General features: G+C 58.3%; 13 protein-coding genes and 5 pseudogenes. 13 read left to right on the forward strand and 5 right to left on the reverse strand.

Annotated features, from left to right (window positions below):
* The first annotated feature begins 118 nt into the window (after window positions 1-118).
* The 5 genes and pseudogenes from EHH60_RS38860 (at window position 119) to EHH60_RS32610 (ending at window position 5,887) form a co-directional block, all read left to right on the forward strand.
* Window positions 119-337, forward strand: coding sequence for a PaaD-like zinc ribbon domain-containing protein (locus tag EHH60_RS38860; protein ID WP_420886585.1), 219 nt, complete (start codon window positions 119-121; stop codon window positions 335-337).
* Between the two features lie 152 nt (window positions 338-489).
* Entirely contained in the window at window positions 490-1,695 is a 1,206-nt protein-coding gene (locus EHH60_RS32595) for an HlyD family secretion protein (protein ID WP_158626796.1), read from the forward strand.
* Entirely contained in the window at window positions 1,695-3,665 is a 1,971-nt protein-coding gene (locus EHH60_RS32600) for a glycosyltransferase family 2 protein (RefSeq protein ID WP_124163414.1), read from the forward strand. Before EHH60_RS32595 ends, EHH60_RS32600 begins: the two co-directional genes overlap by 1 nt.
* A 79-nt stretch (window positions 3,666-3,744) precedes the next feature.
* A complete protein-coding gene (locus tag EHH60_RS32605; RefSeq protein ID WP_124163415.1) occupies window positions 3,745-4,788 on the forward strand; it encodes a cache domain-containing protein in 1,044 nt (347 codons plus the stop codon).
* A 42-nt stretch (window positions 4,789-4,830) separates the two neighbouring features.
* Window positions 4,831-5,887: pseudogene (locus EHH60_RS32610) on the forward strand (IS630 family transposase).
* A 13-nt stretch (window positions 5,888-5,900) separates the two neighbouring features.
* On the opposite strand, the pseudogene EHH60_RS32615 reads toward EHH60_RS32610, so the two are convergent.
* Both EHH60_RS32615 and EHH60_RS38865 read right to left on the reverse strand, forming a co-directional pair.
* Window positions 5,901-7,002 (reverse strand): annotated as a pseudogene (locus tag EHH60_RS32615) (IS630 family transposase).
* A gap of 322 nt (window positions 7,003-7,324) precedes the next feature.
* Window positions 7,325-7,594 (reverse strand): avidin/streptavidin family protein, encoded by a 270-nt coding sequence (locus EHH60_RS38865; protein WP_124163438.1) that lies wholly within the window; start codon window positions 7,592-7,594, stop codon window positions 7,325-7,327.
* A 757-nt stretch (window positions 7,595-8,351) separates the two neighbouring features.
* Between EHH60_RS38865 and EHH60_RS32625 the strand changes: the two are divergent.
* Window positions 8,352-8,471, forward strand: a pseudogene (locus tag EHH60_RS32625) (IS3 family transposase); the annotation flags it as partial.
* Between the two features lie 266 nt (window positions 8,472-8,737).
* Here the strand turns inward: EHH60_RS32625 and EHH60_RS32630 are convergent.
* Window positions 8,738-9,021 (reverse strand): annotated as a pseudogene (locus EHH60_RS32630) (integrase core domain-containing protein); the annotation flags it as partial.
* 796 nt (window positions 9,022-9,817) lie between these two features.
* On the opposite strand from EHH60_RS32630, the gene EHH60_RS32635 reads away from it, so the two are divergent.
* On the forward strand, window positions 9,818-11,464 hold the full coding sequence (locus tag EHH60_RS32635) for an extracellular catalytic domain type 2 short-chain-length polyhydroxyalkanoate depolymerase (protein WP_124163416.1): 1,647 nt from the start codon (window positions 9,818-9,820) through the stop codon (window positions 11,462-11,464).
* Between the two features lie 724 nt (window positions 11,465-12,188).
* Complete coding sequence (locus EHH60_RS32640) at window positions 12,189-12,614, forward strand: hypothetical protein (protein WP_124163417.1); 426 nt, start codon at window positions 12,189-12,191, stop codon at window positions 12,612-12,614.
* A 984-nt stretch (window positions 12,615-13,598) separates the two neighbouring features.
* Here the strand turns inward: EHH60_RS32640 and EHH60_RS38870 are convergent.
* Window positions 13,599-13,856 (reverse strand): transposase, encoded by a 258-nt coding sequence (locus EHH60_RS38870; RefSeq protein WP_081493085.1) that lies wholly within the window; start codon window positions 13,854-13,856, stop codon window positions 13,599-13,601.
* Between the two features lie 23 nt (window positions 13,857-13,879).
* Here EHH60_RS38870 and EHH60_RS32655 point away from each other — a divergent pair, with 23 nt between their 5' ends.
* Window positions 13,880-15,478, forward strand: coding sequence for an oleate hydratase (locus EHH60_RS32655; RefSeq protein ID WP_124163418.1), 1,599 nt, complete (start codon window positions 13,880-13,882; stop codon window positions 15,476-15,478).
* A 383-nt stretch (window positions 15,479-15,861) separates the two neighbouring features.
* Here EHH60_RS32655 and EHH60_RS38260 read toward each other — a convergent pair whose 3' ends face one another.
* A complete protein-coding gene (locus tag EHH60_RS38260) occupies window positions 15,862-16,065 on the reverse strand; it encodes a histidine kinase dimerization/phospho-acceptor domain-containing protein (RefSeq protein ID WP_245454644.1) in 204 nt (67 codons plus the stop codon).
* Window positions 16,066-16,204: 139 nt separating this feature from the next.
* On the opposite strand from EHH60_RS38260, the pseudogene EHH60_RS32665 reads away from it, so the two are divergent.
* From EHH60_RS32665 to EHH60_RS38265, 4 genes and pseudogenes are all read left to right on the forward strand, one after another.
* A pseudogene (locus EHH60_RS32665) lies at window positions 16,205-16,675 on the forward strand (IS701 family transposase); the annotation flags it as partial.
* 1,317 nt (window positions 16,676-17,992) lie between these two features.
* Entirely contained in the window at window positions 17,993-18,769 is a 777-nt protein-coding gene (locus EHH60_RS32670; RefSeq protein ID WP_036031505.1) for an acetoacetate decarboxylase family protein, read from the forward strand.
* Between the two features lie 197 nt (window positions 18,770-18,966).
* Window positions 18,967-20,004 carry a hypothetical protein gene (locus EHH60_RS32675; RefSeq protein WP_124163419.1) on the forward strand — a complete coding sequence of 346 codons (1,038 nt, stop codon included), beginning with the start codon at window positions 18,967-18,969 and terminating at the stop codon, window positions 20,002-20,004.
* Between the two features lie 646 nt (window positions 20,005-20,650).
* The gene (locus tag EHH60_RS38265) at window positions 20,651-20,833 is read left to right on the forward strand and encodes a hypothetical protein (protein ID WP_225114960.1); all 183 of its coding nucleotides are present in this window, start codon (window positions 20,651-20,653) and stop codon (window positions 20,831-20,833) included.
* Window positions 20,834-21,148 lie beyond the last annotated feature (315 nt).

Consider the following 21,148-nt stretch of genomic DNA (forward strand, 5'->3'; position numbering starts at 1 on the left):
TCGCAGTTGGCACAGGGTTTGAACAGAGAGGTGCATCCACCGCAGCCGCCCCCGAAGCGGCGGCTACACTAACGCTTCTTCGGCTGTGGCCCTTTGGTGCAATGACACGAGCTGCCACATGGAGTCGGTCTCAATAGCACGTCACATAAACTGCCCTCAATGTGGCTCTGCATTTGTCCACCTCGAGTGGCATGAACGTATGGGTGCGCGGGAGGTCCAAGATCTCTGGCGCTGCTGGAACTGCAGGAATGAATTCATGACTGTGTTCACTTCTGACGATATGGATCCTCCTGCCGCTGAGATCACGAAGCTATTCTTTACCAGCCTGTTAGTCTGATCATGACGCCTGAGCCGCTAACGCTCGCATCCGAGCGGCATTGGACCTGGCAACCCAAAGCCGCGGGGGCCCTTAGGCGAAAACGATTGTACCGTAGGCTGCTCAGTAATACCCTGCGCGACCTTCCCGTCATAAACAGTTGGAATGTGCTTATGAGGCTCGTACGTGCAATCGTCGGCTTGGCCCTGTTGGCAGTGGGATTGTACATTATTATCGGTGAGCACTTCGCTGGAACATCGGCGGATGCTACACTCAATGCGCGGCTCTACATCGTTCGCGCCCCGATCGAAGGAAAGGTAACGCTTGCCGTGCAGAGCATCGGCGCGCGCATTAGTCCCGGCGCGCTGATAGCAGAACTCACCGACCAACGCTTCGATACCGCGAGGCTTCTTGAGCTTGATCGCGATCGCACAAACCAGCAGATCGAGCTCGACCGTCTCGATGGCCAGCGAGAGGCCTTGTCCGCATCCAGGTCGCGCTTCGATGTTCAATCAACTGATTACCAGCGCGGAAGGGTTCGGCAGATTGAGGCTCGAATTGCCGAAACGAAAGCAGCTCAAGACGCTGCGGCCACACGCCTTCGTCAAGCGGACGCAGAATTTAGGCGAGCAAACGAACTAAGCACGCGTGGTGTACAGACGGCGGCGCATTTGGATCGGGCTCGCGCCACTTACGACGTGGCGCAGCAAGAACTGGAGAGTGCGCAGCAGCGAGTGAAATACTTAGAGACGGAACTTACGTCCGCTCGCGACGGCATCTTCATCGGGGAGTCCTGTAACGACGCTCCTTCCTCGGCTCAACGTATCCGAGAGCTCGAGCAGCGGCTGGCCGAGCTGAATGTCGACAAGGAGCAGGTGAAAGCACGTATTGTACAGCTCGACCGGCAAATCGCTGCCGAGCGTCTTCGTGTCAACAACTTGAGCTTCGCTACCCTTAACGCCAGCGTGATTGGTCTAGTCTGGGACATACTAGTAGACGATGGCCAATACGCGCGGCGCGGCCAGGATCTCGTCAAGATCGTAGACTGCAGTACACTGATCGTCACCGCCGGCGTCAGCGAATCTCTCTACGACCGTCTCTCGGTGGGAACGGCCGTGCAATTTCGGTTGTTTCGAGATGATCGTATTTTCAATGGAACCATAACTCGCCTTGGCGGATCCGGTGCGGCCTCGCTCTACACCAATCTTGTTGTAGGGCCAAGTGCTCAACATCTCCAGCGCTTTGACGTCACAGTGACAGTTCCAGATCTTGCAGGAGAGGCAGATGTCGGTTGCGCGATTGGACGCACTGGACGCGTCATCTTCACAGCTGGCCCAATCGCACAGTTCCGCCGCTTTATAACGCGGTACGGACTCTGATGCTTCAGCTGTCGCCACTCGTTGCTGCCTTCGCAGGCGCCGCCTTCATAATTGGGCTTCGCCTTACCGTCTTTCCATTTCTCAATCCGATGAAGTGGTATTGGCGCGCTCTTCTCCTCGGGGCTGCTGCCGTACTGTCTTGGCGTTATATGGCTTGGCGCTTCACCGAAACGCTGGCACCGCTCGACTGGACTGCGGACGCGCTGTTCAGTTGGGGATTCGTCACCCTCGAGGCCCTGACGATGCTTTCCTCTACCATCGCGTTTTTCATACTGTCCCGAGTGAACGACCGGTCGGCAGAAGCAGACCAGTACTCTGAATGGTGGCTGCCTGGAGAAGCGCCGCGTGTGGACGTTTTTATCACGACTTACAACGAGCCGTCGGAAGTGCTCGAGCGCACGATCATTGGCGCGACGCAAATCCGCTATTCACAGCTTCGGATTTTTATCCTCGACGACGGCGCCAGGAATTGGGTACGGCAACTTTGCGAGCTGCACGAAATCGGATATCTCGCACGTTCGGATAAGGAGCATGCTAAAGCGGGGAACATTAACCATGCACTTCGCGCGCGCGCCCGCGATCCAGCTCCCCCGATCTTTGTCGCTGTACTTGACGCAGATTTCGTTCCCCATGCGGACTTCATCGAGCGGACGCTAGCGTTATTTCACGAGCCAAGCGTCGCGCTCGTGCAAACCCCGCAGCACTTCTTCAATCCTGATCCGATCCAACATAACCTTGGAATAAGCACCGCATATCCGGATGAACAACGTCATTTCTTTGACAACGTCGAGCCAGCGCGGGACGCTTGGGGGATTGCCATCTGCTGTGGGACATCATCCGTAATGCGGGTCCAGGCCGTCGAGCAGATTGGCTGGATTCCAACACAAAGCGTAACCGAGGACTTCCTGCTCACCCTTAAGCTTGCGGAAAACGGCTGGCAAACTGTATACCTAAACGAGCCGTTGACTGAAGGTTTGGCTCCCGAAGGACTGAAAGAATATATTACTCAGCGTGGACGGTGGTGCCTCGGCTTGATGCAAATCGTCCGCAACTCATACAGCCCCTTTGTCATGCGCGGCCTTGGTCTGATGCATCGAATCGGGATCCTGGATTCATTGCTCTACTGGGTCAGCACCTTTCCCTTCAGGCTTGCCAGCCTGATTTGCCCGCTGTTGTATTGGTGGTTCGGCATCACCATCGTGAACGCGTCGCTGGTGGAAATTATCAGTTACTATATACCTTATTACCTAATGGTTCTTGTGTCCCTGAACTGGCTTTCAAAAGGGTTGTTTGTCCCGCTTCTCAACGATACGGCTCAACTGATCGCGGCCTGGCCCATCAGCCAGGCAGCTGCTCTCGGGCTTCTGACCAGCGGATCGCATAAATTCTCGGTGACGGCCAAAGGCGGCGACCGCACCAAGGTCATAGTTCAATGGGCGTTGATGCGCCCGTTTGTACTCCTGCTCGCTCTGACAATCGGCGGCTTGATCGTGCCGTTGAACTCCGATTTTGTCTTCGATACGTCCGCAACAGCGGGGGACGGCACAACTGTCGTGATGTTCTGGACAGTTTACAACATTCTGGTGCTTTTCGTGGCAGTCGTGGTGTGCATTGAGCGACCGCGATACGATCGACCTCAGCGCCAGATTCCAGAACCCATCACGTTGGTGATCCAAGGTGAGAAGCATCGCGGATGGCTTCTCAATCTGGGCCGAGGGGGCGCGCGAATCAGCGGTCCATCCGGACTTTCCGCCGGAGCAGCAGGGCAGCTCGACCTGCCCGGGATTAGCGGCGTAGACGCGCATGTTGCTGCGACTACCCGTGACGGCTATCGAATCAAGTTCTCTCCAACTCCCGAGCAAAGGGCGAAAATTATCAAGAAGCTTCACACTGAATCCGCCATGCCAGGGACCGATCGAGGGAACATCTTGCAAATGATTCGTGAGTTGGCGCGAGCTCTAACGAGTTGAGGAGCGCGAGATGCCGAGAAGACCGAGCCTACTCTCCTTGGTGTTCTGTGGAGGCGCCTTGCTCATATCGGTGCCGGCCATGGTGACCGCGACGATCTACACGGCCTTGCTACAGCAAGGGGGAGAGCAGCTGCAGTTCGACGCGTTAAGAATTCGCGGCGAAATGAGTTCCGCGCTGTTGGCCCGCCGGCTCTATGGAGTTTGGATGGATGTAGCGCGGTCCGCTGAGCTCATTGACCTAACTGATCTTAAGAATGCGCGAGAACACATCGACTTCTTGAGCCGCCTTGATCGACGCTATACTTGGCTTGGGGTCGCGGATCTCGAAGGGACCATTCTCGCGGCTAAAGACGGCATGCTCGAAGGAGTAAGCGTTGCACAGCGACCTTGGTTTAGGCGGGGCCTTGTCTCGCCGGCGGCTATCGATGTGCATGCCGCTCAACTACTGGCCACCCAGTTGCCGGCACCTCGTGAGCCCTATCGCTTTATCGACCTGGCAGCGCCGTTGCGCCACGCCGGCTCCGTTGCCGGGGTCATCGGCGCTCACCTTGACTGGAAATGGGTCGCAGAAAGCATGGACTCGTTACAAGTACCCGGCATTGATGTGCTGCTGCTTTCGGGGGATCGAACCGTCCTGTTTGGTCCGCCGGATCTTATCAACAAGTCGCTCAACATCGGCTCCGCACTTGCGGCTAGTCGCGTCACGACTGCGTCTCTGCGCGAACGTTGGCCTGACGGCAGGGACTACTTCACAGTGATCGTTCCGACGGTCGGCTTCGCGAACCTTCCAAGCTTCGGTTGGTCTCTTCTGGTTCGGCAGAGTGCCGACGAGGCGCTTGCGTCCACCCGTAATCTCATCCGATCATTCTGGAGTAGTTTCGGTGCTTGTGCCATTGCCATACTAGCACTGCTCTTTTGTGCGGCGCAGTGGCTGAGGACGCCCCTTCGCCGGCTCTCGAATACAGCCGAGGCCCTCTTGCACGATCCATCCGCGCACCCGCCATATTCCGAGACACGCTTCAATGAAGCGGCGAGGCTCAGTGACGCGCTCGCTCGCATCCAGTCGAAGCTGATGGGACACTCTGTTAGCAATTCGATCCAAGGACCGGGTGGGGACAACTAGTACCCACTTTCCTTGGGAAGTGGGTCATGATTCAACGTCGGGATGATACCCGACGCAAGAGAAGTCCACCTTTCGAGGAAAGATCGCAAGGTGCTTGAGGAACGTTGCCGCTCACCGGTGACGTTGCAGCGCGATTTGAAGCGGGCGCGGATCGTTCTTTTGGCTGCTGCCGGTCGCAGCACCCGATCGATTGCCAAGGAGGTTGGGTCCAGCCGCGGATTGTCAGCCTTTGGCGGCATCGCTATGCGAATCAAGGCCTTGAAGGTCTGCAAAGCAAGCCTCTCCCGGGCAAGCAGCCGATCTATACGAAGGCCACTGACAAACGGATTTTAAAGTTGCTCGATAAATCGCCTTCTGCCGGGTACGCGCGCTGGACTGGGCCTCTGCTGGCTGGGGAACTTGGCGATGTCGACGTGCAATATGTCTGGCGATTCTTGCGCAGCAACAAACTCGATCTCGCCGCTCGCAAGTCCTGGTGCGAGAGCAACGACCCGGAGTTTACGGCCAAAGCCGCCGACGTGGTTGGCCTGTATGTCGCCCCGCCAAAGAAGGCCATCGTGCTATGCGTGGACGAAAGCGCCCTCGATCCAGGCCTTGGAAAGAGCGCAGGGTTATCTGAAACTACCCAACGGCAGATCCTTGACCGGGCAAAGCCACGACTACAAACGGCACGGCACGACCACGCTGTTCGCAGCGCTGGAAGTCGCCACCGGGAAGATTCTTGCGACGCATTCGAAACGACGTCGCCGGGTCGAGTTTCTCGACTTCATGGATCGCGTGACCGCAGCATTTCCGAACCGACAGCTTCACGTCATTCTCGACAACCTCAGCACCCATACGAAGAACGAGGAATGGCTTGAGGCACATCCCAACGTGAACTTTCATTTCACGCCCACCAGCGCGTCCTGGCTCAATCAGGTCGAGGTGTGGTTTTCGATCTGACAGGGGCAGTCGTTGAGCGGCGCCTCGTTCACAAGCCTCAAACAGCTTGAGCAGCACATCGATGCCTATATCAAAGCACAGAGCTGAGCCATTCGTCTGGACCAAGAAAAAGGTCAGGCGACGCCGATTCAAAGGCCGACGTATCACTCAGCTATGATTCCGGGTACTAGCTAGTGTCCTGAACCAGAAGTTCGCAACATTGCTGCGTTTTGTGCCGGGGCATTGTATCGGCAGAAGCGCTCGATGGAAGCAAGGATGCCGTCAGCGGACTTGGTCCATCGGAATGGTTTCTTATCGGCATTGTGTCGTCAACGAACGAGGTGATGTCCGCCATAAGGGCAGCGAGACTGCGCGCCTGATCTTCTTATCGGTAAGGAGCGCGGAGAAGCGCTCGACCTGATTGAGCCATGACGAACTGGTCGGGGTCAGGTGCACATGCCAACGCGGTCTTTTGGCCAGCCATTTCCGGATCAGCGGCGTCTTGTGCGTTGCATAGTTATCCATGACGAGATGGACGTCGAGTTGGCGCGGGACAGCGGCCTCGATCTCGTCCAAGAACTTGCGGAACTCTGCGGCACGGTGCCGTCCGTAGCACTTGCCAATAACCCGTCCGGTCGCAATGTCGAAGGCGGCGAACAGCGATGTGGTGCCGTACCTTTTGCAGTCATGGCTTCTTCGAGCCGGCTGACCGGGACGCATCGGCAGCATCGGCTGACTGCGGTCCAGCGCCTAGATTTGGGACTTTTAGTCTACACACAGAACGATGGCGTGTGCCGGCGGCGAGACGTAAAGGCCGACGACGTCGCGCACCTTGGCGACGAAGTTCGGATCGGTGGAGAGCTTGAATGTCTCCAGCCGGTGCGGCTGGAGCCCGAAGGCCCGCCGGATGCGTTGCACCGTTGACACCGACAGGCCGCTGGCCTTGGCCATGCCCCGATAACTCCAATGAGTGGCGTTCTCGGGGCAGCTTTCCAGCGTCCGCACGATCACGGCTTCGATGCGGGCATCGTCAATGGTGCGCGGCGCCCCGGAACGCGGCTCGTCGTGCAGCCCGGCCACGCGCTGCTCTACAAAACGCGCCACTTGCCTACCGTTCCCCGCTCCAGGCCTAGCTTGGCCGCCACCTCCTTGTTCTGACCGCCTTCCGCGCAGGTCAGCACGATCCGGGCCCTCAGAGCCAGCGCCTGCGGTCTTCCGCCGCATCGTCAGCGACTGATGTTCGGCGAACTCATCATCGCTCAATATCAGTGGCGCAAGTCGCTGGGCCGGCAGCCGCCAAATCTGGCACAGCGACGCGACTCTACTGCGAATCTACGATTGCGAAATTGTGACTCAGGACACTAGAGGTTCATCTGCCCCCAGATTGGGAGAATCAGCAAGACGTCGGCCATCGAGAGATAATCAGCCTTAACACGATTGCTCTACCTCCTCGTAAAGAAACCCGCCCCGTCATTTGTGACACTTTCAGTTCGATCCCACGTAGAACAGGGTCCCCGCAGCTGGAATATTCTTATCAGCGACGCGGCCGTTCCAAATGGTGATCGTTTTGCAGTTTGGAGCTGCGGGTGCCGTCCAATTGACGTAAAAAGCGATCCTATTTGCGGTAACGACGCCTGCGACAGGGTAGGGGCTGTCCCTGGTAGGAAACTCCAGTCGCATTGTTAACATACGTTCCGGCGAAAATCCCCGTCGATGCATCGAGCGTTTGGATCGACAGAAGAGAGCCTCGCTGATTTACCCATTTAGAGGGACTGGCAACCGCGCGTGAGCAGGCATCGACGTAACGGCAAAGAGCAGGAGCACAATCAAGCGCGTCATGGAATTCCCCTAGGCAACAGGCAACTGCGCAGACGCTGCCGGAGATGCGCTCTCATACCGACGCCTATTTCGCTCCCGCAGCATCCACTAAGAGTTCTCGCGTTGTCGTATCGCCGGATTGTTCAGAGGCCGACTTGCCGACGGCCTCATCATTCTCGAGCGACATTGTTTACCGCCTCTTGAACATGCTCAAGGAGCAAATGACGCAACGGGTCATCTTGAGGTATTCGAGCAATGCCTTTTTTGTCTAGTTTCGTTCCGAGGCGATACTCTTTTCCTTCAGCTTCGATCTATGGCGAAGCGTGTGCCAGCCGATGGTTCTACACTTCGCCTTCCTACAGAGTTTGCGGATCGCATAGTGCATTCCGTAGTGGTAGTTCCAGTGAACGGGCGACCCTCCGAGCCTCGGAACACGTACCCAGTGTCCTTCTTACGCCGGTACAGCATCGTGTACACATCAATGTCGAGCGGTATATGCCGCGTGCGGTTACTCTTCGGCGCGACTAGCGTCTTCCCACGATCATCGTATGAATGTCTCACCGCAACGTTGGGCGTGAGCCAATCGAGAGACGACCACTGAAAGGCCGCTGAGCTCTCCTTGCCGCATACCCGTCCGCAGCGCCGTCAGAACTAGTTCGTGCACTAGGCCATTTGCCTGGGAAAGGAGCAACTCACACTCTTCTGGCGAACGATAATCAGTTTCGGGCAACGCCCTTTTTGGCCAATTGATCTTCGGTGGTGACCTTGCCCCTCAGGCTTAATACAGGTTGAAGTTCGCTCTGGCCCACGACAAGGACCAGAGCATGAAGCGCAGCCGGTTTTCGGAAGAGCAGATCATCGAGATTTTGAACACCCGGCTGAAGCGGTTGCTGGCCGACGCCATGCTGGACAACGCGGCCTTGAAGGACCTCGTGGGAAAGGAATGGTGACGTCCGCGGCCACGGCTGGCATCTCGACTCTACCATTGTTAGGAGGTTGAGCATGTGTACATGTTGCGCGCCGGCTGGAACGATCGCCAGGCGGCGGAGCCGTGACCACAGGAGACGCCCCTGAAGTCTTGGACGGAACTTGCGACCGCTCTATCAGCCAAAAACTGCCTAAAACCGGAGCCGTCGCTTGGCCATCGTCAGATAATTTGCGACTGGTCAGGCTCTTCGACAAGGGAGGCTCTGGCTCATCAGCGTTAGAGTTAAGCGGCCTGCAGTTGATGCTGCATGCGGCGGTTTGCGATGTGTCGCGCTTGATGCGGTTTCGTTCGGGGAGGATCGCCTCAGCCCTGCCGCAGTAGACATCGGCTGGCGTGAGGTTGTCGATGCTCTCATGATAGCGGACGTGATCATAGGGTTCGACGAAGGCCCCTACTTGATCTTCGAGATCATCGGGTCGGTCGCAGTTGTCGAGCAGAATGCGGTTCTTCAGCGTCTGATGCCAGCGCTCGATTTTTCGCTGGGTCTGAGGGGCGTTCGGACCGCCCGCGCCCAACCGACAACTGCTCCGAGCAGAATCGTCTCTCGTGCGATCACTAGGTCACCGCTGCTCGGCGGCTATGATTTCCGCCTTTATTTTTTCGCGCTCGGCTTCACTCTCACGAACAAGCTCATTGGAAGCTGAATATTCTACCTCACCCACGACCCAAGCCTATCACCTTCTCCAAAGTGCTCTCGGCCGGAGCGAAGGGCTCGTAGAGCCTCGCAACAAGGATTGCGATTCTGAAACGCGTGCGTGAAGGTCGCTTGCAAATCCCGCAATCAAACGACGGTCTTATGAATAACTGTGCAGTTGACCAACATACCAATGTCGACTTTTGACGGCATTTCGTGCAACGACTTGAATTGACACACGCAGGCGCGCTGAACTCAACAGGGTAGGTTGAACCTACAAGTTTTGGCGGGTGGAACGTTCAACGAATCAACACTAGGGTTGGTTGGAAGGTTCGAACATCTTGCATTAGGGAACTGTTGATAAGGAGTGCCAAGCGAAGCGACCGCTGACGTCGGCATCGGTTCGGCTGCGTAGAATGCCACCATGTCCAAACGCCTAGCAGTTCATTGGGGCAGAGGCCGGCCATCAGCTGGGATTCTACTCGTATCATAATCGAGCTAGTGGTTTTCGGCTGGCGAAACCCTGGAAACCAGCTTCGGTATCCTTGCTTCAACACGCGAATTCCACGTGCGCATTGATCGCCTGTCATGAATTGTCTTCACCAGCACCTATCCCCCGCTTTCCCGGCGGCGTCCGGGAACGTCTGACCAGATGAAGGAGATCAGACATGGCCTACCAGAAACTGATCAATCAAAGCGGACGGATGCTCAAGGGGTCGCTCATCACGCCTGTTGCCTCGGAGCCGAACCAGCCCGACACGGTCATCACGTCGGCGCTGCCGCGGGACGGCAGGCAGACGGTCGACTATGGTAATCCGCAGAATCCTTTTCCGAACTGGCGAGTGATTTCTTGTTCCGATGGCGCGTTTTCACATGAACACCGGAGACCGCCCGTCGGTTCGATTAGCACGTTTTTCAAGGACTTGGCCATCTTGCGGCAACACGCTATCGGCGGCATTTGTGCCGCGGTCGTTGGAATGTCGCCGCTCTCTGCCGAGCCTTTGGCATTGCGCAGCTATCACGCGCCGATCGGCGAGAGCTCGATCTCCGGCATTTCATCAGGCGCCTTCATGGCAGTCCAGTTCGGCGCAGCCTGGTCCTCGATTGTCAAGGGAGTGGGGGTGGTCGCTGGCGGTCCCTATTGGTGCGCTGAGGCCAAGATGTGGCGTGCGACGGGTCCGTGCATGAAAGGGCCTGCATCGGGCCTGAACATCGCGGCGTTCACGACGAAGGCTGATGCGAACGCGTCAGCAGGCAAGATCGATCCGGATAGTAATCTTGCCGGGCAGAAGATCTATCTCTTTCACGGCTACAACGACGCGGTCGTCGATAGGGCCGTGACCGATGCGGCTGCCGACTTCTACCGTCGCTATCTAGGTGACGCCAATCGAGGCAATCTCTTCTATCAGACCGCCCTCGGCGCCGGGCACTCCTTCGTGGTGGCCAAGCAGGGCGACACCGGACTGAATAGCTGCAGTGCTAACAAGGAACCATATATTGACCAATGCGGCTACGATCAGGCCGGAATCATCCTGCAGCATATTTATGGCCGCCTCAATCCACCTAATCGCGGGCAGCTCGCGGGCGTCGTGAAGAGCTTCGATCAGTCACTCTATACCAGGCCGCAGGCGCCCGCCGCGTTGAGCCTGAGCGATACCGGCTATCTCTTCGTGCCTCAGGACTGCGAGCAAGGTGCTCTCTGCCGTGTCCACGTGGCGCTGCACGGATGCCGCCAGAATGCCCGCGAGATCGGGCTCAAGTTCGTCAATGATACCGGCTATAATGCCTGGGCGGATACGAACCGTTTGATCATTCTCTATCCACAGACCAGGACCAGCTTATATCGGCCCACCAATCCGCAGGCCTGCTGGGACTGGTGGGGCTACGTCAATCACACGAGCAGCTACGTGACGAAGTCTGGGGCGCAGATCCAAGCGGTTAAGGCTATGCTCGACGCGCTCGCGGCCGATGGCGCGACGCCCGTCAGCGCGACGCGGCAATTGACATCAGCACCTCAGGGGCTCACGGTGATCGATGCTTCGGATACTAGCGTTGATCTGGTCTGGTCGCCGCTGCCAGGAGCAACGACATACCGCGTGCTGCGTGCAGGCCCTGATGACACATTTCAGAGGATCGGCAGGGTTGCAGGAGCCAGCTTCGGCGATTCCGATCTTAGGCCGCAAACAACATATCGCTGGCGCGTCTCGGCCGTTCTCAATGGAGCAGAAGGACCTGCGTCCGAGGAGGTTAGCGCGACCACGCGATCGACGCCTCCACGCTGCAACCATCCGGGGTCTTGTCCGGTGACCAAATAGAAGACTCTTGGCCTCTAACGTCTGCGACGAGAGGCCGGTTCGCATCGGCGCCTTGCTAATCCGGCAATCTCATCTTCCAGACGTGGAGACGCTGCACGGGACGTTTACCCATGTCCGATATTGCCCAGGTGTCTGCTTGTTCGCGGGATAATCGAAGCTGGCGGTACAGCGAAGAAACCGACCGGAGGCTGTTGAGCGACCGCGCCAATGAGCCGCATAAAAACGAACAGGTGACTCTCGATCGACCTCGCTTCGGCATGAAAGCTCCTCGGAAAAATCGCCGGACCGGAGGCTATCTCGATGGCAAGCATGGCTCCGCGTTTGTGTTCGGGGATACGCCATCGAGGATCCTAGTGACGGCCCTGTCGTTAGCGCGGCAATGTCGTGCGCATCAACCGCTAGCGCGCTGTGAGTGATCTGAAGCCCCTGGGCAAGGTTGTCTCCTCCTAGCGAGGCTCGGCAGCTTGCATTAGGAATTCAATTGTCGCGAAGACCTGCTTGATACATTCGAAGTCCGCTGTACGACAGCCATCTTCCAGGAGCGAATGGATGCCACCAGTTTTCGTAGTTGCCGCGAAGGTCTTTCTAAGCGCTACTATCCAACGCAAGCGTAGGGCTACGCAATCAGTGTTTGCCCAAAGCTGTCCCGGGCTCCTCCGCGCCGCCCAACTGTGCGCCAGCGGAGGTCGCGAAGCGGACCGCAGCACTGCCGCAGCAGCCGGCGGTGACGCCGGTCGCAAGTCCGAAAGTTCTGAACGTGCCGGCGCTGGTCGCGCTGGCTTCGCGACAGCCGGGACTGCAGCCGCACGTCGTCCCCGGCGCTACGGATGACGAGCCAAGCGAGGAAACCCGTCACAACCGGGCAACTTTTGATTTTATCCCTTGTAACAAACTGCAAACGAAAACTGGATTGCGAGCGGCCTTCGCCAGCGTGGCAGCCGATCTCGTTTCCAGTCGAATCGATGGAGGTGAAGGCCACTGGGTTCCCGTTGGCAAATCGAAATCCGGCAAGTATCACATAAAGACGGCCTCAGATAGCAAGCGTTACGCGCTCGTCTCGTCCAAGCAGATCTTTGTGCCGGTCTTCTACGTCGTAGTCATGAGATATTTCGGGCGTGGCAAAGAACGCGCATCCGTGCGAGCGCACTAGCTACGCCTTCCAGCAGACCCCGACACCGCTTTCCAGATTGAGACACTCGTCCTAAATAGCACTTTCGAGCAGTGCTATGCAGTAACGTAGGGGGTGACTGCTTGAGATGGGCAGCGTAGGAGGCGGATGCCGAATACCACAGAACTTCTCAAAGAGAGCGATACGCCATGACCGAGCGTCGCGAAGAGATGTGCGTTTGCAGGCACGTCGGGCGCACGCGCCCGGATAGCCTCTTCTACAGGCCCGCAGGGAAGAGCACGGCTAGTGCAAGCTGGTGCTGATTGGCGCGACGCGGGAGGGCAAGAAGGAACTGATCGGCTTCAGATCGGCGTGCGGAAAGGCGCAGAGCTGGGCAGAATTCCCGATCCTTCGAGGAAGCCCCGGCAGGCGCTCTCCATCAAATGCCAGCGATCTGCGACCTGAACCGTGTGCGGCGGGGCCTTTTGCCTCGGCGTCGCCCTAAGCCTCCGCGCCGGTCGCTGGCGAGGGTCGCGATTGAGTGATGCGCAGCGAGCCGTCCCCGGGCGACTGCGGGGCTCCTCGTCCAGCAACAGGATCACGATCCGAGGTGTTACATTATAGACGATGCTGGCGTATCGCAGACCGCGTGACGTCTGCGAGAGGGCGGATCATCGCTCGATGACATTGCGCCCTCTGTAGGCCCTATCGCAGCGATGCGGATGCTTGCGGCGCGGATTCGGCCGGATGACAGCCTTGATGCGGCGTGCGGCCAACTCGTCGCGCAAGCTTCTGACGGCGTAGGCTCGATCAGCCGACGACGCGGGCTGCGTGAGTGTTGCCAGGAGTAATCAGGAAAGAAGCGGGCGGCCAATATTGTCGATCAACACTTGGATTTTGGTGGTCGTTCGCCGCGCGAGCAGCCGATCACCTTGTTGAAGGTCCCTCTTTTTTGGGCCGGCCGCGGGGCCATGGCCTTTGATTTAGCTGGAATCCACCGAGATCGAGCCGGACACGCCGCTTGATTCAGTCAGAGCGTAAAAACGTTTGTCCAAATCCCTCTCGGCTCCAGCGACTGACGCGGTTGTACACCGTTGTGTACGGACCGTAGACTTCCGGGCAATCATGCCAGCGCGAACCTGCTTTTGGCAATTGGACAATGCCGTTGATCACGCATCGATCATCGACCCGATGCGCTCCCTTGCGCCCTCGCGGCAACAACGGCTCAATCGGCCGCCTTTCCGCGTAGCTGAGCCAGTCCTCACCCCGCTTGATCCAGCGCAACCTTGGATGCGTCCGGCCATGCTATGTTGCTTCGAATTGTCGAATTGCAATCGAGGCAAGCCATGAAGGCGTATTTTATCGGCGGCGGCATTGGATCGCTCGCGGGCGCGGCGTTCCTCGTCCGCGATGCGCAGCTGCCGGGGCGCGACATCGTGATCTACGAGGCGCAGCCGCTGGTTGGTGGCAGCCTGGACGGCGCGCAGCTTCCGAACGGCGCCTATTCGCTTCGCGGCGGGCGCATGCTCACCACCGACCATTACGAATGCACCTGGGATCTGCTGTCGAGCATTCCCTCGCTCGAGCATCCCGGCCGCAGCGTGCGCGAGGAGACGGTCGCATTCAACGTGGAGACTCCGGCGCACTCCAGCGCGCGTCTGGTCGACCGTAACCGCTTCAAGGTCGATGTCTCGCATATGGGCTTCTCCGGACGCGACCGGCTCGAGCTGCTCCGGCTCACCGAGGCTTCGGAGGAGACGCTCGGCAACAGCCGCATCACCGACTGGCTGTCGCCCGGATTCTTCGAATCGAATTTCTGGTACATGTGGCAGACCACCTTCGCCTTCCAGCCCTGGCACAGCGCGGTCGAGCTGAAGCGCTATCTGCATCGCTTCATGAACGAGTTTCCGCGCATCGAGACGCTCGGCGGCGTCAAGCGCACCGTGTACAATCAGTATGACGCGATCGTGCGGCCGCTCGCGGACTGGCTCAAGCGCCAGGGCGTGCAGTTCGTGCGCGGCACGCGCGTCGTCGACATGGCGTTCGAGACCGACGGCGCGCGCTTGCGGGTGCGCCAGCTCACGCTCGACCGCGACAGCCGCACCGCCAACGTCCGGCTCGAAGACGACGACATCGTCTTCTTCCAGAACGGCTCGATGACGGATGCCTCGAGCCTAGGCTCGATGACCGAGCCGCCGCCGCGCCTGACCAAGGCCGAAAGTCAGGGCTGGGCGCTATGGGAGACGATCGCGCAAGGACGTCCCGAATTCGGCAATCCGTCGGTGTTCAACAATTCGATCCCCGAATCCTATTGGCTGTCCTTCACCGTCACCTGCCGCGATCCACGCTTCTTCGACCAGATGGAAGCGTTCTCCGGCAATAGGGCCGGCACCGGCGGGCTTGTCACGTTCAAGGATTCCAACTGGCTGATGTCCGTCGTGCTCTATCACCAGCCACATTTCATGGGACAGCCGAAGAACGTGCAGGTGTTCTGGGGCTATGCGCTGCATCCCGACCGCATCGGCAATTTCGTGGCAAAGCCGATGTCCGATTGCGGCGGCGCCGAGATCTTGAAGGAGCTCTGCGGTCACCTGAACTTCGATCCCGTCGTTTTCGACGACACGATCTGCATTCCCTGCCGCATGCCCTACATCACCAGCATGTTCATGCCGCGCAACCTGGCCGACCGGCCGCTGCCGGTGCCCAGGAATTCCGTCAACCTCGCCTTCGTCAGCCAGTTCGTCGAAGTTCCCGACGACGTCGTGTTCACAGTCGAATATTCGGTGCGTGCGGCGCAGATGGCGGTCTATCAGCTCATGAAGATCGATTGCCCGGTGCCGCCGGTGACGCGCCACGACAAGTCGTTCGCCGTGATCTTCGCGACGCTGGAGAAAGCGTTCGCGTGAGGCGTTCGCCGGGAAGGGCGTCGCCATCGCGCCACAGTAAGCGGCAGGCTGACGTGAAAGACGCGCCCCCTGACGGGTGGCCGCCATACGCTTCGACGATAGTATGCGCAATCGAGAGGCCTATGCCCATGCATTGCGCCTCACCATGAAAAACGGCTTGAAGATCCCGGCCACCTTCCCCGCAAGAATGCCGTGACCTGCGTTGGTACTAGAGACAAGGACGAGGTTGCCCTGAGCGAGACTGAGTCGCCGAGCTGGACCATGTCGCCACGCGAGTGTCTGCGGGCCGGCTCCGTAACCAGTTCGACATCGTTGAGCAGGGCCTGCACGGAAAGGAATCGAAACACCTCGCAGACCGTGGCATTGGGGTCGCGCTCGCGCCGTTAGGTCGTGTCTCGCTTCAGCAAAGACCGCAGCCGGCCGATGACTTCAGCGGTTCGCTGACCGTCACGGCGGATGTGATCGAGGGTGCCCCCGATTGCGCCGAGGTCGGGTGTCAGATTCTCTAATTTCTGCTGGGCCGGCTCGGCATTGATCAGAATGTCAGTGAGCGGCTGGTTCAGCTCGTGTGCGGGCGAAACGGACATCTCTCCCGCGGTCGCGCGACCGTTTGACCGTGTGAGCCTTGCCGCTATGCTGGAGCTACTTTAGGATTCAAGCGTTCCCCCGCTAAGAAGCTTCAATCACAGTCTAATTCCAGATGGAAGCCTTTATTGAGTACAGACCCTAAACGCCCGATTTGCTGCTTTCCGTGTCCCCACCGCGGACCGCCCTCCGCAGCGGATATGGGATAAAGGTCAGCAGCATCTCCCAGGCGACGAAGCCTAGCTCATTGGCGATCGACGCGCCTCGGGGGGAGAATCTCGCCAATCTTCCGGCGGCGACGGATCTGCGCGCGCTGGCCGCAACTATCAAGGGCACGGTGGATTTGTGAGCAGGCGCATCAGCAGAAGGAGGAGCTTGGACTTGATCACTTCGAAGGGCGATCATGGCAGGGGACTTCATCGCCACGCCCCTGATGACAATGATCGCCTACGCCTCCTGCAACTCGTCGCCTCGCACACGCGGGGCGGAAACAACAGAATCAACCGGCCTCCGCCTCAATCAACCATGCCCACCGCACGTCACGCCATCATCGATCTCTCCCTTTCGGCCACCCTCTTAGCAGTGTCCATATTGCCGAAAGTAAACCCTTGAAAAACAGTGGCGAAAACAGTTTCTGCCAACGTAGCGCTAGACCGAGTTGATGAACGACAGCATCTAGCTCGCCGCGCGCCGCGCAATGGTGCCCCTTCGGTGACGCGCTGACGCTTTGACGTTCGCAAAGAACAGGGTCGCAGCGGAACCGGCCCGCGACCCCCAGGATCTCTATCATCCGCCGGGCGTCTCGGATTCCCCGGCCAAGCGAGCTGCGCAGGGCGCACAGCTGTCGCTGATGCTTAGCTTCCTGGCTTTCCACTTCTGTAGTATCGCGACTCATACTCTCGTTTTGATGAGACGATCCCTCAGCTGATAGTCAGAAGATGTTTTCGGGGGCCTGACACGTGCGGGACGCCGATCGTCAGACCGCCATCGACAACGATTGTCTTAGCCGGCAAGGTAAGAGGGCTCGTGCGCTGACAGGACCAAGAAATGCTTGTGACACTTCCGGCGCGCTTCCTCGGTCACTGGCGGGGCAAGGTCTTCCTGCATCACGCATGAGACTCATGCTGATGATCCTGAGGTCGCGGACATGCGCTCGCCGCTCAGGCACGACTAATCTTCGGCTGGGTTGCCTCCAATAATGTCGTATCCCAATGGGCAGATGGTACCGAGCTCTTTGTGAGCGGGAGCGCGAGGAGCTGGAGTATAACGATGCATGTTCTCCGAATGTGCGAACTGAAGTATCCATTCTGTGCAAGCGCCGCGCCAGACACTGACAAGAACGCAAACTCACCAGAACTTACAGGGTTCTGGAGCTCTACCGACGTGCCTCGCAGGACGTCGGTATCCGCGAGCATGTATTTCGGCCATGCACCGAGATAGCTGTCGCGGCCGATCTAGTTTAGTCAAGCTAGCCCCGAATTCGATAGCTTTGCGAACCTCCTCATCGTTGCGTTCGCGTTTGGTCATGTGGGACTTTCAACATTCTGTGTCATCAAGCCAACAAGCGGAAGGCAAGAAGACAAGCGAAGTTGTCCGAGCTCTCGTACTCCAGTTCGACATCTGTAGCCGAGCAGTCCGTCTAGCACCCCATAAAGGGAAGATGGCATCGACTTTGCATAACCATAGCGAGTCGCATTCGACTCAACGTCACCTCAGTAGCACGCTTCTCCGGAGTGTATGCACAACGTCAGGCCCAGTCAGCAGCACAAAACTGAGGTGCAAGGCGGCCTCCGACTTCACTATAACGCGTAAGCCGGATGCGAGGCCGCACATTGCACTCTCTTCATGATGCTTCCACAACCAGATGTCTTTGTGAGATGAGTCAGCTGCATCTCCGATTGTAAACTCTCAAGAGCGAGGAGGGATGCCATGCCCGACGTTAAAGGTATTCCGTTTGATGCGCCCCTCTACCATGGGAGCAAAGACCTTGGCAGCACGTTCCTCCGCTGCCGAGCCATAAACCATATATTCAGCGTGGGGAACGAGGTTGGCCATCTATTGCCGAAGGGGTTAGTACCGTCAGCAAACCCAGCAATCGCCATTGTTGGCGTCGCGAGCTATCCCTCAAGCATAGTGGGGTCATACTTGGAGTGCTATTCAGGAATTCAAGTTCGTGATTCTGGCGGTGAGATTGGCTTTTACATTCCTTACATGTACGTGACAACAAACGATGCCGCGCTCGCCTCGGGACGAGAGGTTCTTGGTGCTCCAAAAAAGCTGGCGCACATTACTCTGATTAGAGAAGGCGGTCTGTTTCAGGGAACGCTCGAGCGTCCGGCCGGCAAGCGCCTACTGACCCTCACCGCGCAACCAGACCAGCGCAAGAGTTCGGACTCCCAGCAGACGCACTCTGCGCGAACGTATTTCTATTCGGTTCGACATCTTCCGCCCATCAATGAGAGCGGAAAAGGAGCAGTAACGCAACTCATCAAGTGGTGCACCGCCAGAACGTTGCGACGCGACGAGTTTGGTGAGGAAGTTCACTTTACCGGACCCACCTCCCTAACCTACGACTCCCCCTCAATAGTGGACCCCGTGCACAATTTGTCAGTTGGCCAAGCCGTGCTCGGCTCATACGAGGAGTATGACGCCAGGCTCAAGGTGATTGACATCATATCGGAAGACACAAATCCAGGTAAACAGTGAGCGATGAGTTTGTGGCCTCGTTCAATTCTGAGTTATGCTCAGATAAGCTGCTACCAGCTTTGCTGGACACTGAGATTAGGTGTTCAAGAGGACGGAATTGAGCGACCAAGAGACGGAAGTTCAGTCAGGAGTTCGTTTAGGGCGCCCCTGAACCGACATATTGATCGTCTTGGCCGCTTCAAGGGGGTCGTCAGATCATGAGCCATACGCAAGAAACGAAAAAGCGGCGCGCTAGGCAGACGCGGTGCGTGCGGCGCTCGCTGGTGGATCTTACCGCGGCGGCGAGCCGAGCCGTTGACGATGGCCTGTTTGTATTGTCCGGCGAGATTGCTGCTTCCAATCCGCGGTCGGAGCGCACAGGCGCGAATACGTCTGATCAAACGATCCTAGCAAAGCAAGCGACGGCTCCGAGCCCCTTTGAGGAGCTTGAATCTCGGAATGCGGCGGCGCCGCTTAAGGACGAACTCATAGATTCCGACAGTACCGCGGAGATGATGGTAAAGGTTGTCGAGGACTCTCAAGAAAGAGCTTCTGAAAACCTCAAAGCCAGCCTGAACGTTGCGTTGGACCACGCAAAGAATCTTGTGGAGACACGGGTGGGAGGCGACGCGGTGTCGAAAGACGTCGGCGATTCCTGCCTTGAAAGCGATTTTTTGCCCGTTCTCAAAGATGCCGCAACGGAGTTCCGCGCGGATGCGGTCGAATTGATTATACAAGAGGAACCAAACGACGACGCAAAGCAGCCCCAACCGCGATACATGCGGCGGCTCACTGACGAGGCGGTCAGATTACTGGACGATCTTCGGAGCGGAAAGCTGGAGAATGAGGCGAACTTCATCCTGAGCGAATGCTTCAGAGAAGCCGCCAGCGCGTTCTCTATCATCAATCAGCAGCTCAAGCGCGACGGCTATGCTGCGAGCATTGATCCATCAATTTTCATCTGGCTTGCCAATATCACCGAACCGCAGACGCGTGACGCTGGGACCATGCGACTTGAGATCGTACACAACCACCAAGGTCGTCCGAGCACATACGCACGCCAGGTCGCTCAATTCATCTGGCATCTTGTCGAGGGGCAGGGCTGCCGGCGACAGGCCGCATATCGGGGCGCGCTCACGAAGTTCACCGTAACCGAGAGTTTCGTCGAGGACGCCTACGCCTTTTGGGAGCCGATCTTCAAACGGGCGGGACCGCACGTGAGGATGCTGACCCGCATTTCAGATCCAGAAGTGTAAAGCTAAGCAGCGCGGGCATGCGTCCGATTTGACTGAGGCCGAGGCCCGCCCGGCAACTTCGTCCGCGTTTTGGAGGAAGAGGAGGCTGACGTCGGCGCCGCTCCTGCATGGCTTAAGATGGCGCTGCTAAGGGTGCCGGCGCGAAGCCAGCTGATCTGCCCGTGCAGACGCCGACCAAGTACGAGCTGAGGGCCAATTTTGAGTGGACGCGGGGGGCCGACGCCGATCGGCAGCCGAGGGAGACCAGCGCCTTGTGAGCGTAGACCCATGACACCGCGCCAGCTAAGTATTGCTGGGGGCAGTGGCTGCGCGGCTGTCGGTATTGACACAATGTCAGCAACTTGACGCGCACGCCGCGACGAAGTGCCTGCAGAGCCCGCGAATTCCCTACGGCACGCGACTTGCTCTCTTTGCGGCATCATCACCAATCGCAGTGCGATGGTCTTCGGGACGGACTCGGCGCGCGTCGCTTTTAGCGTCTGATCCGCTCCGACGGTTTGCTGCGCGATAAGTTAAGGGCGCTCGGTTGTGGACCGGAGATAATGCGGGGACGTCTTGGATGCGATCTGGAGTTCTTCTTTTGGGAGCCACGACAATTGCGCTCGTCGCAACCGGTGCAGCGAATGCGGCAGACCTTGAGCCAGAAGTGAAACTGCCACCGGCGGTGTGGAACTGGTGCGGAGGCCTATATTGGCGGGCACGTCGGCGGCGGCTACGGCCGCACCTCCTTCAGCAATCCTACGGTCCGCCAATCTATGGCGATGTCGTCGATACCCCAGTGTTCCTCGCCGGCGGCCAGATCGGCTACAATTGGCAGAAGAACGGCTGAGTGGTGTGTCGAACTCGATGCCAGCAGGCCCCAACGTCTTTGCCACCAGGACCGGCCGCATCGGCTACGCGTTTGGCGCGCTGGGCCGCACGCCGGCCTATCTCGAGGGAGGTGCGTCGCTTGGCAAAACAATCGAGGGGACGTCTTCAATAACCAGGAGTTTGATTGGCCACAGGAGAAAACCCATGTTGACTATGGTCGCTTCGGTGCCACCATGAGGCTGGGCGTCGAGCAAGCGCTTACGCCTGCATGGTCGGTGAAAGCTGAGCATAACTATCTGCATTTCGGGGGACCGAGCGTCGCAACGCCTCCCAC

The organism is Bradyrhizobium sp. RP6, from assembly GCF_003837805.1.
Taxonomy (GTDB): domain Bacteria; phylum Pseudomonadota; class Alphaproteobacteria; order Rhizobiales; family Xanthobacteraceae; genus Bradyrhizobium.

Coding starts and splice junctions, on each gene's coding strand:
- EHH60_RS38860 (WP_420886585.1), top strand. CDS start 119: ATGGAGTCGGTCTCAATAGCACGTCACATAAACTGCCCTCAATGTGGC.
- EHH60_RS32595 (WP_158626796.1), top strand. CDS start 490: ATGAGGCTCGTACGTGCAATCGTCGGCTTGGCCCTGTTGGCAGTGGGA.
- EHH60_RS32600 (WP_124163414.1), top strand. CDS start 1,695: ATGCTTCAGCTGTCGCCACTCGTTGCTGCCTTCGCAGGCGCCGCCTTC.
- EHH60_RS32605 (WP_124163415.1), top strand. CDS start 3,745: ATGGTGACCGCGACGATCTACACGGCCTTGCTACAGCAAGGGGGAGAG.
- EHH60_RS32635 (WP_124163416.1), top strand. CDS start 9,818: ATGGCCTACCAGAAACTGATCAATCAAAGCGGACGGATGCTCAAGGGG.
- EHH60_RS32655 (WP_124163418.1), top strand. CDS start 13,880: ATGTTGCTTCGAATTGTCGAATTGCAATCGAGGCAAGCCATGAAGGCG.
- EHH60_RS38260 (WP_245454644.1), bottom strand. CDS start 16,065: ATGTCCGTTTCGCCCGCACACGAGCTGAACCAGCCGCTCACTGACATT.
- EHH60_RS32670 (WP_036031505.1), top strand. CDS start 17,993: ATGCCCGACGTTAAAGGTATTCCGTTTGATGCGCCCCTCTACCATGGG.
- EHH60_RS32675 (WP_124163419.1), top strand. CDS start 18,967: ATGAGCCATACGCAAGAAACGAAAAAGCGGCGCGCTAGGCAGACGCGG.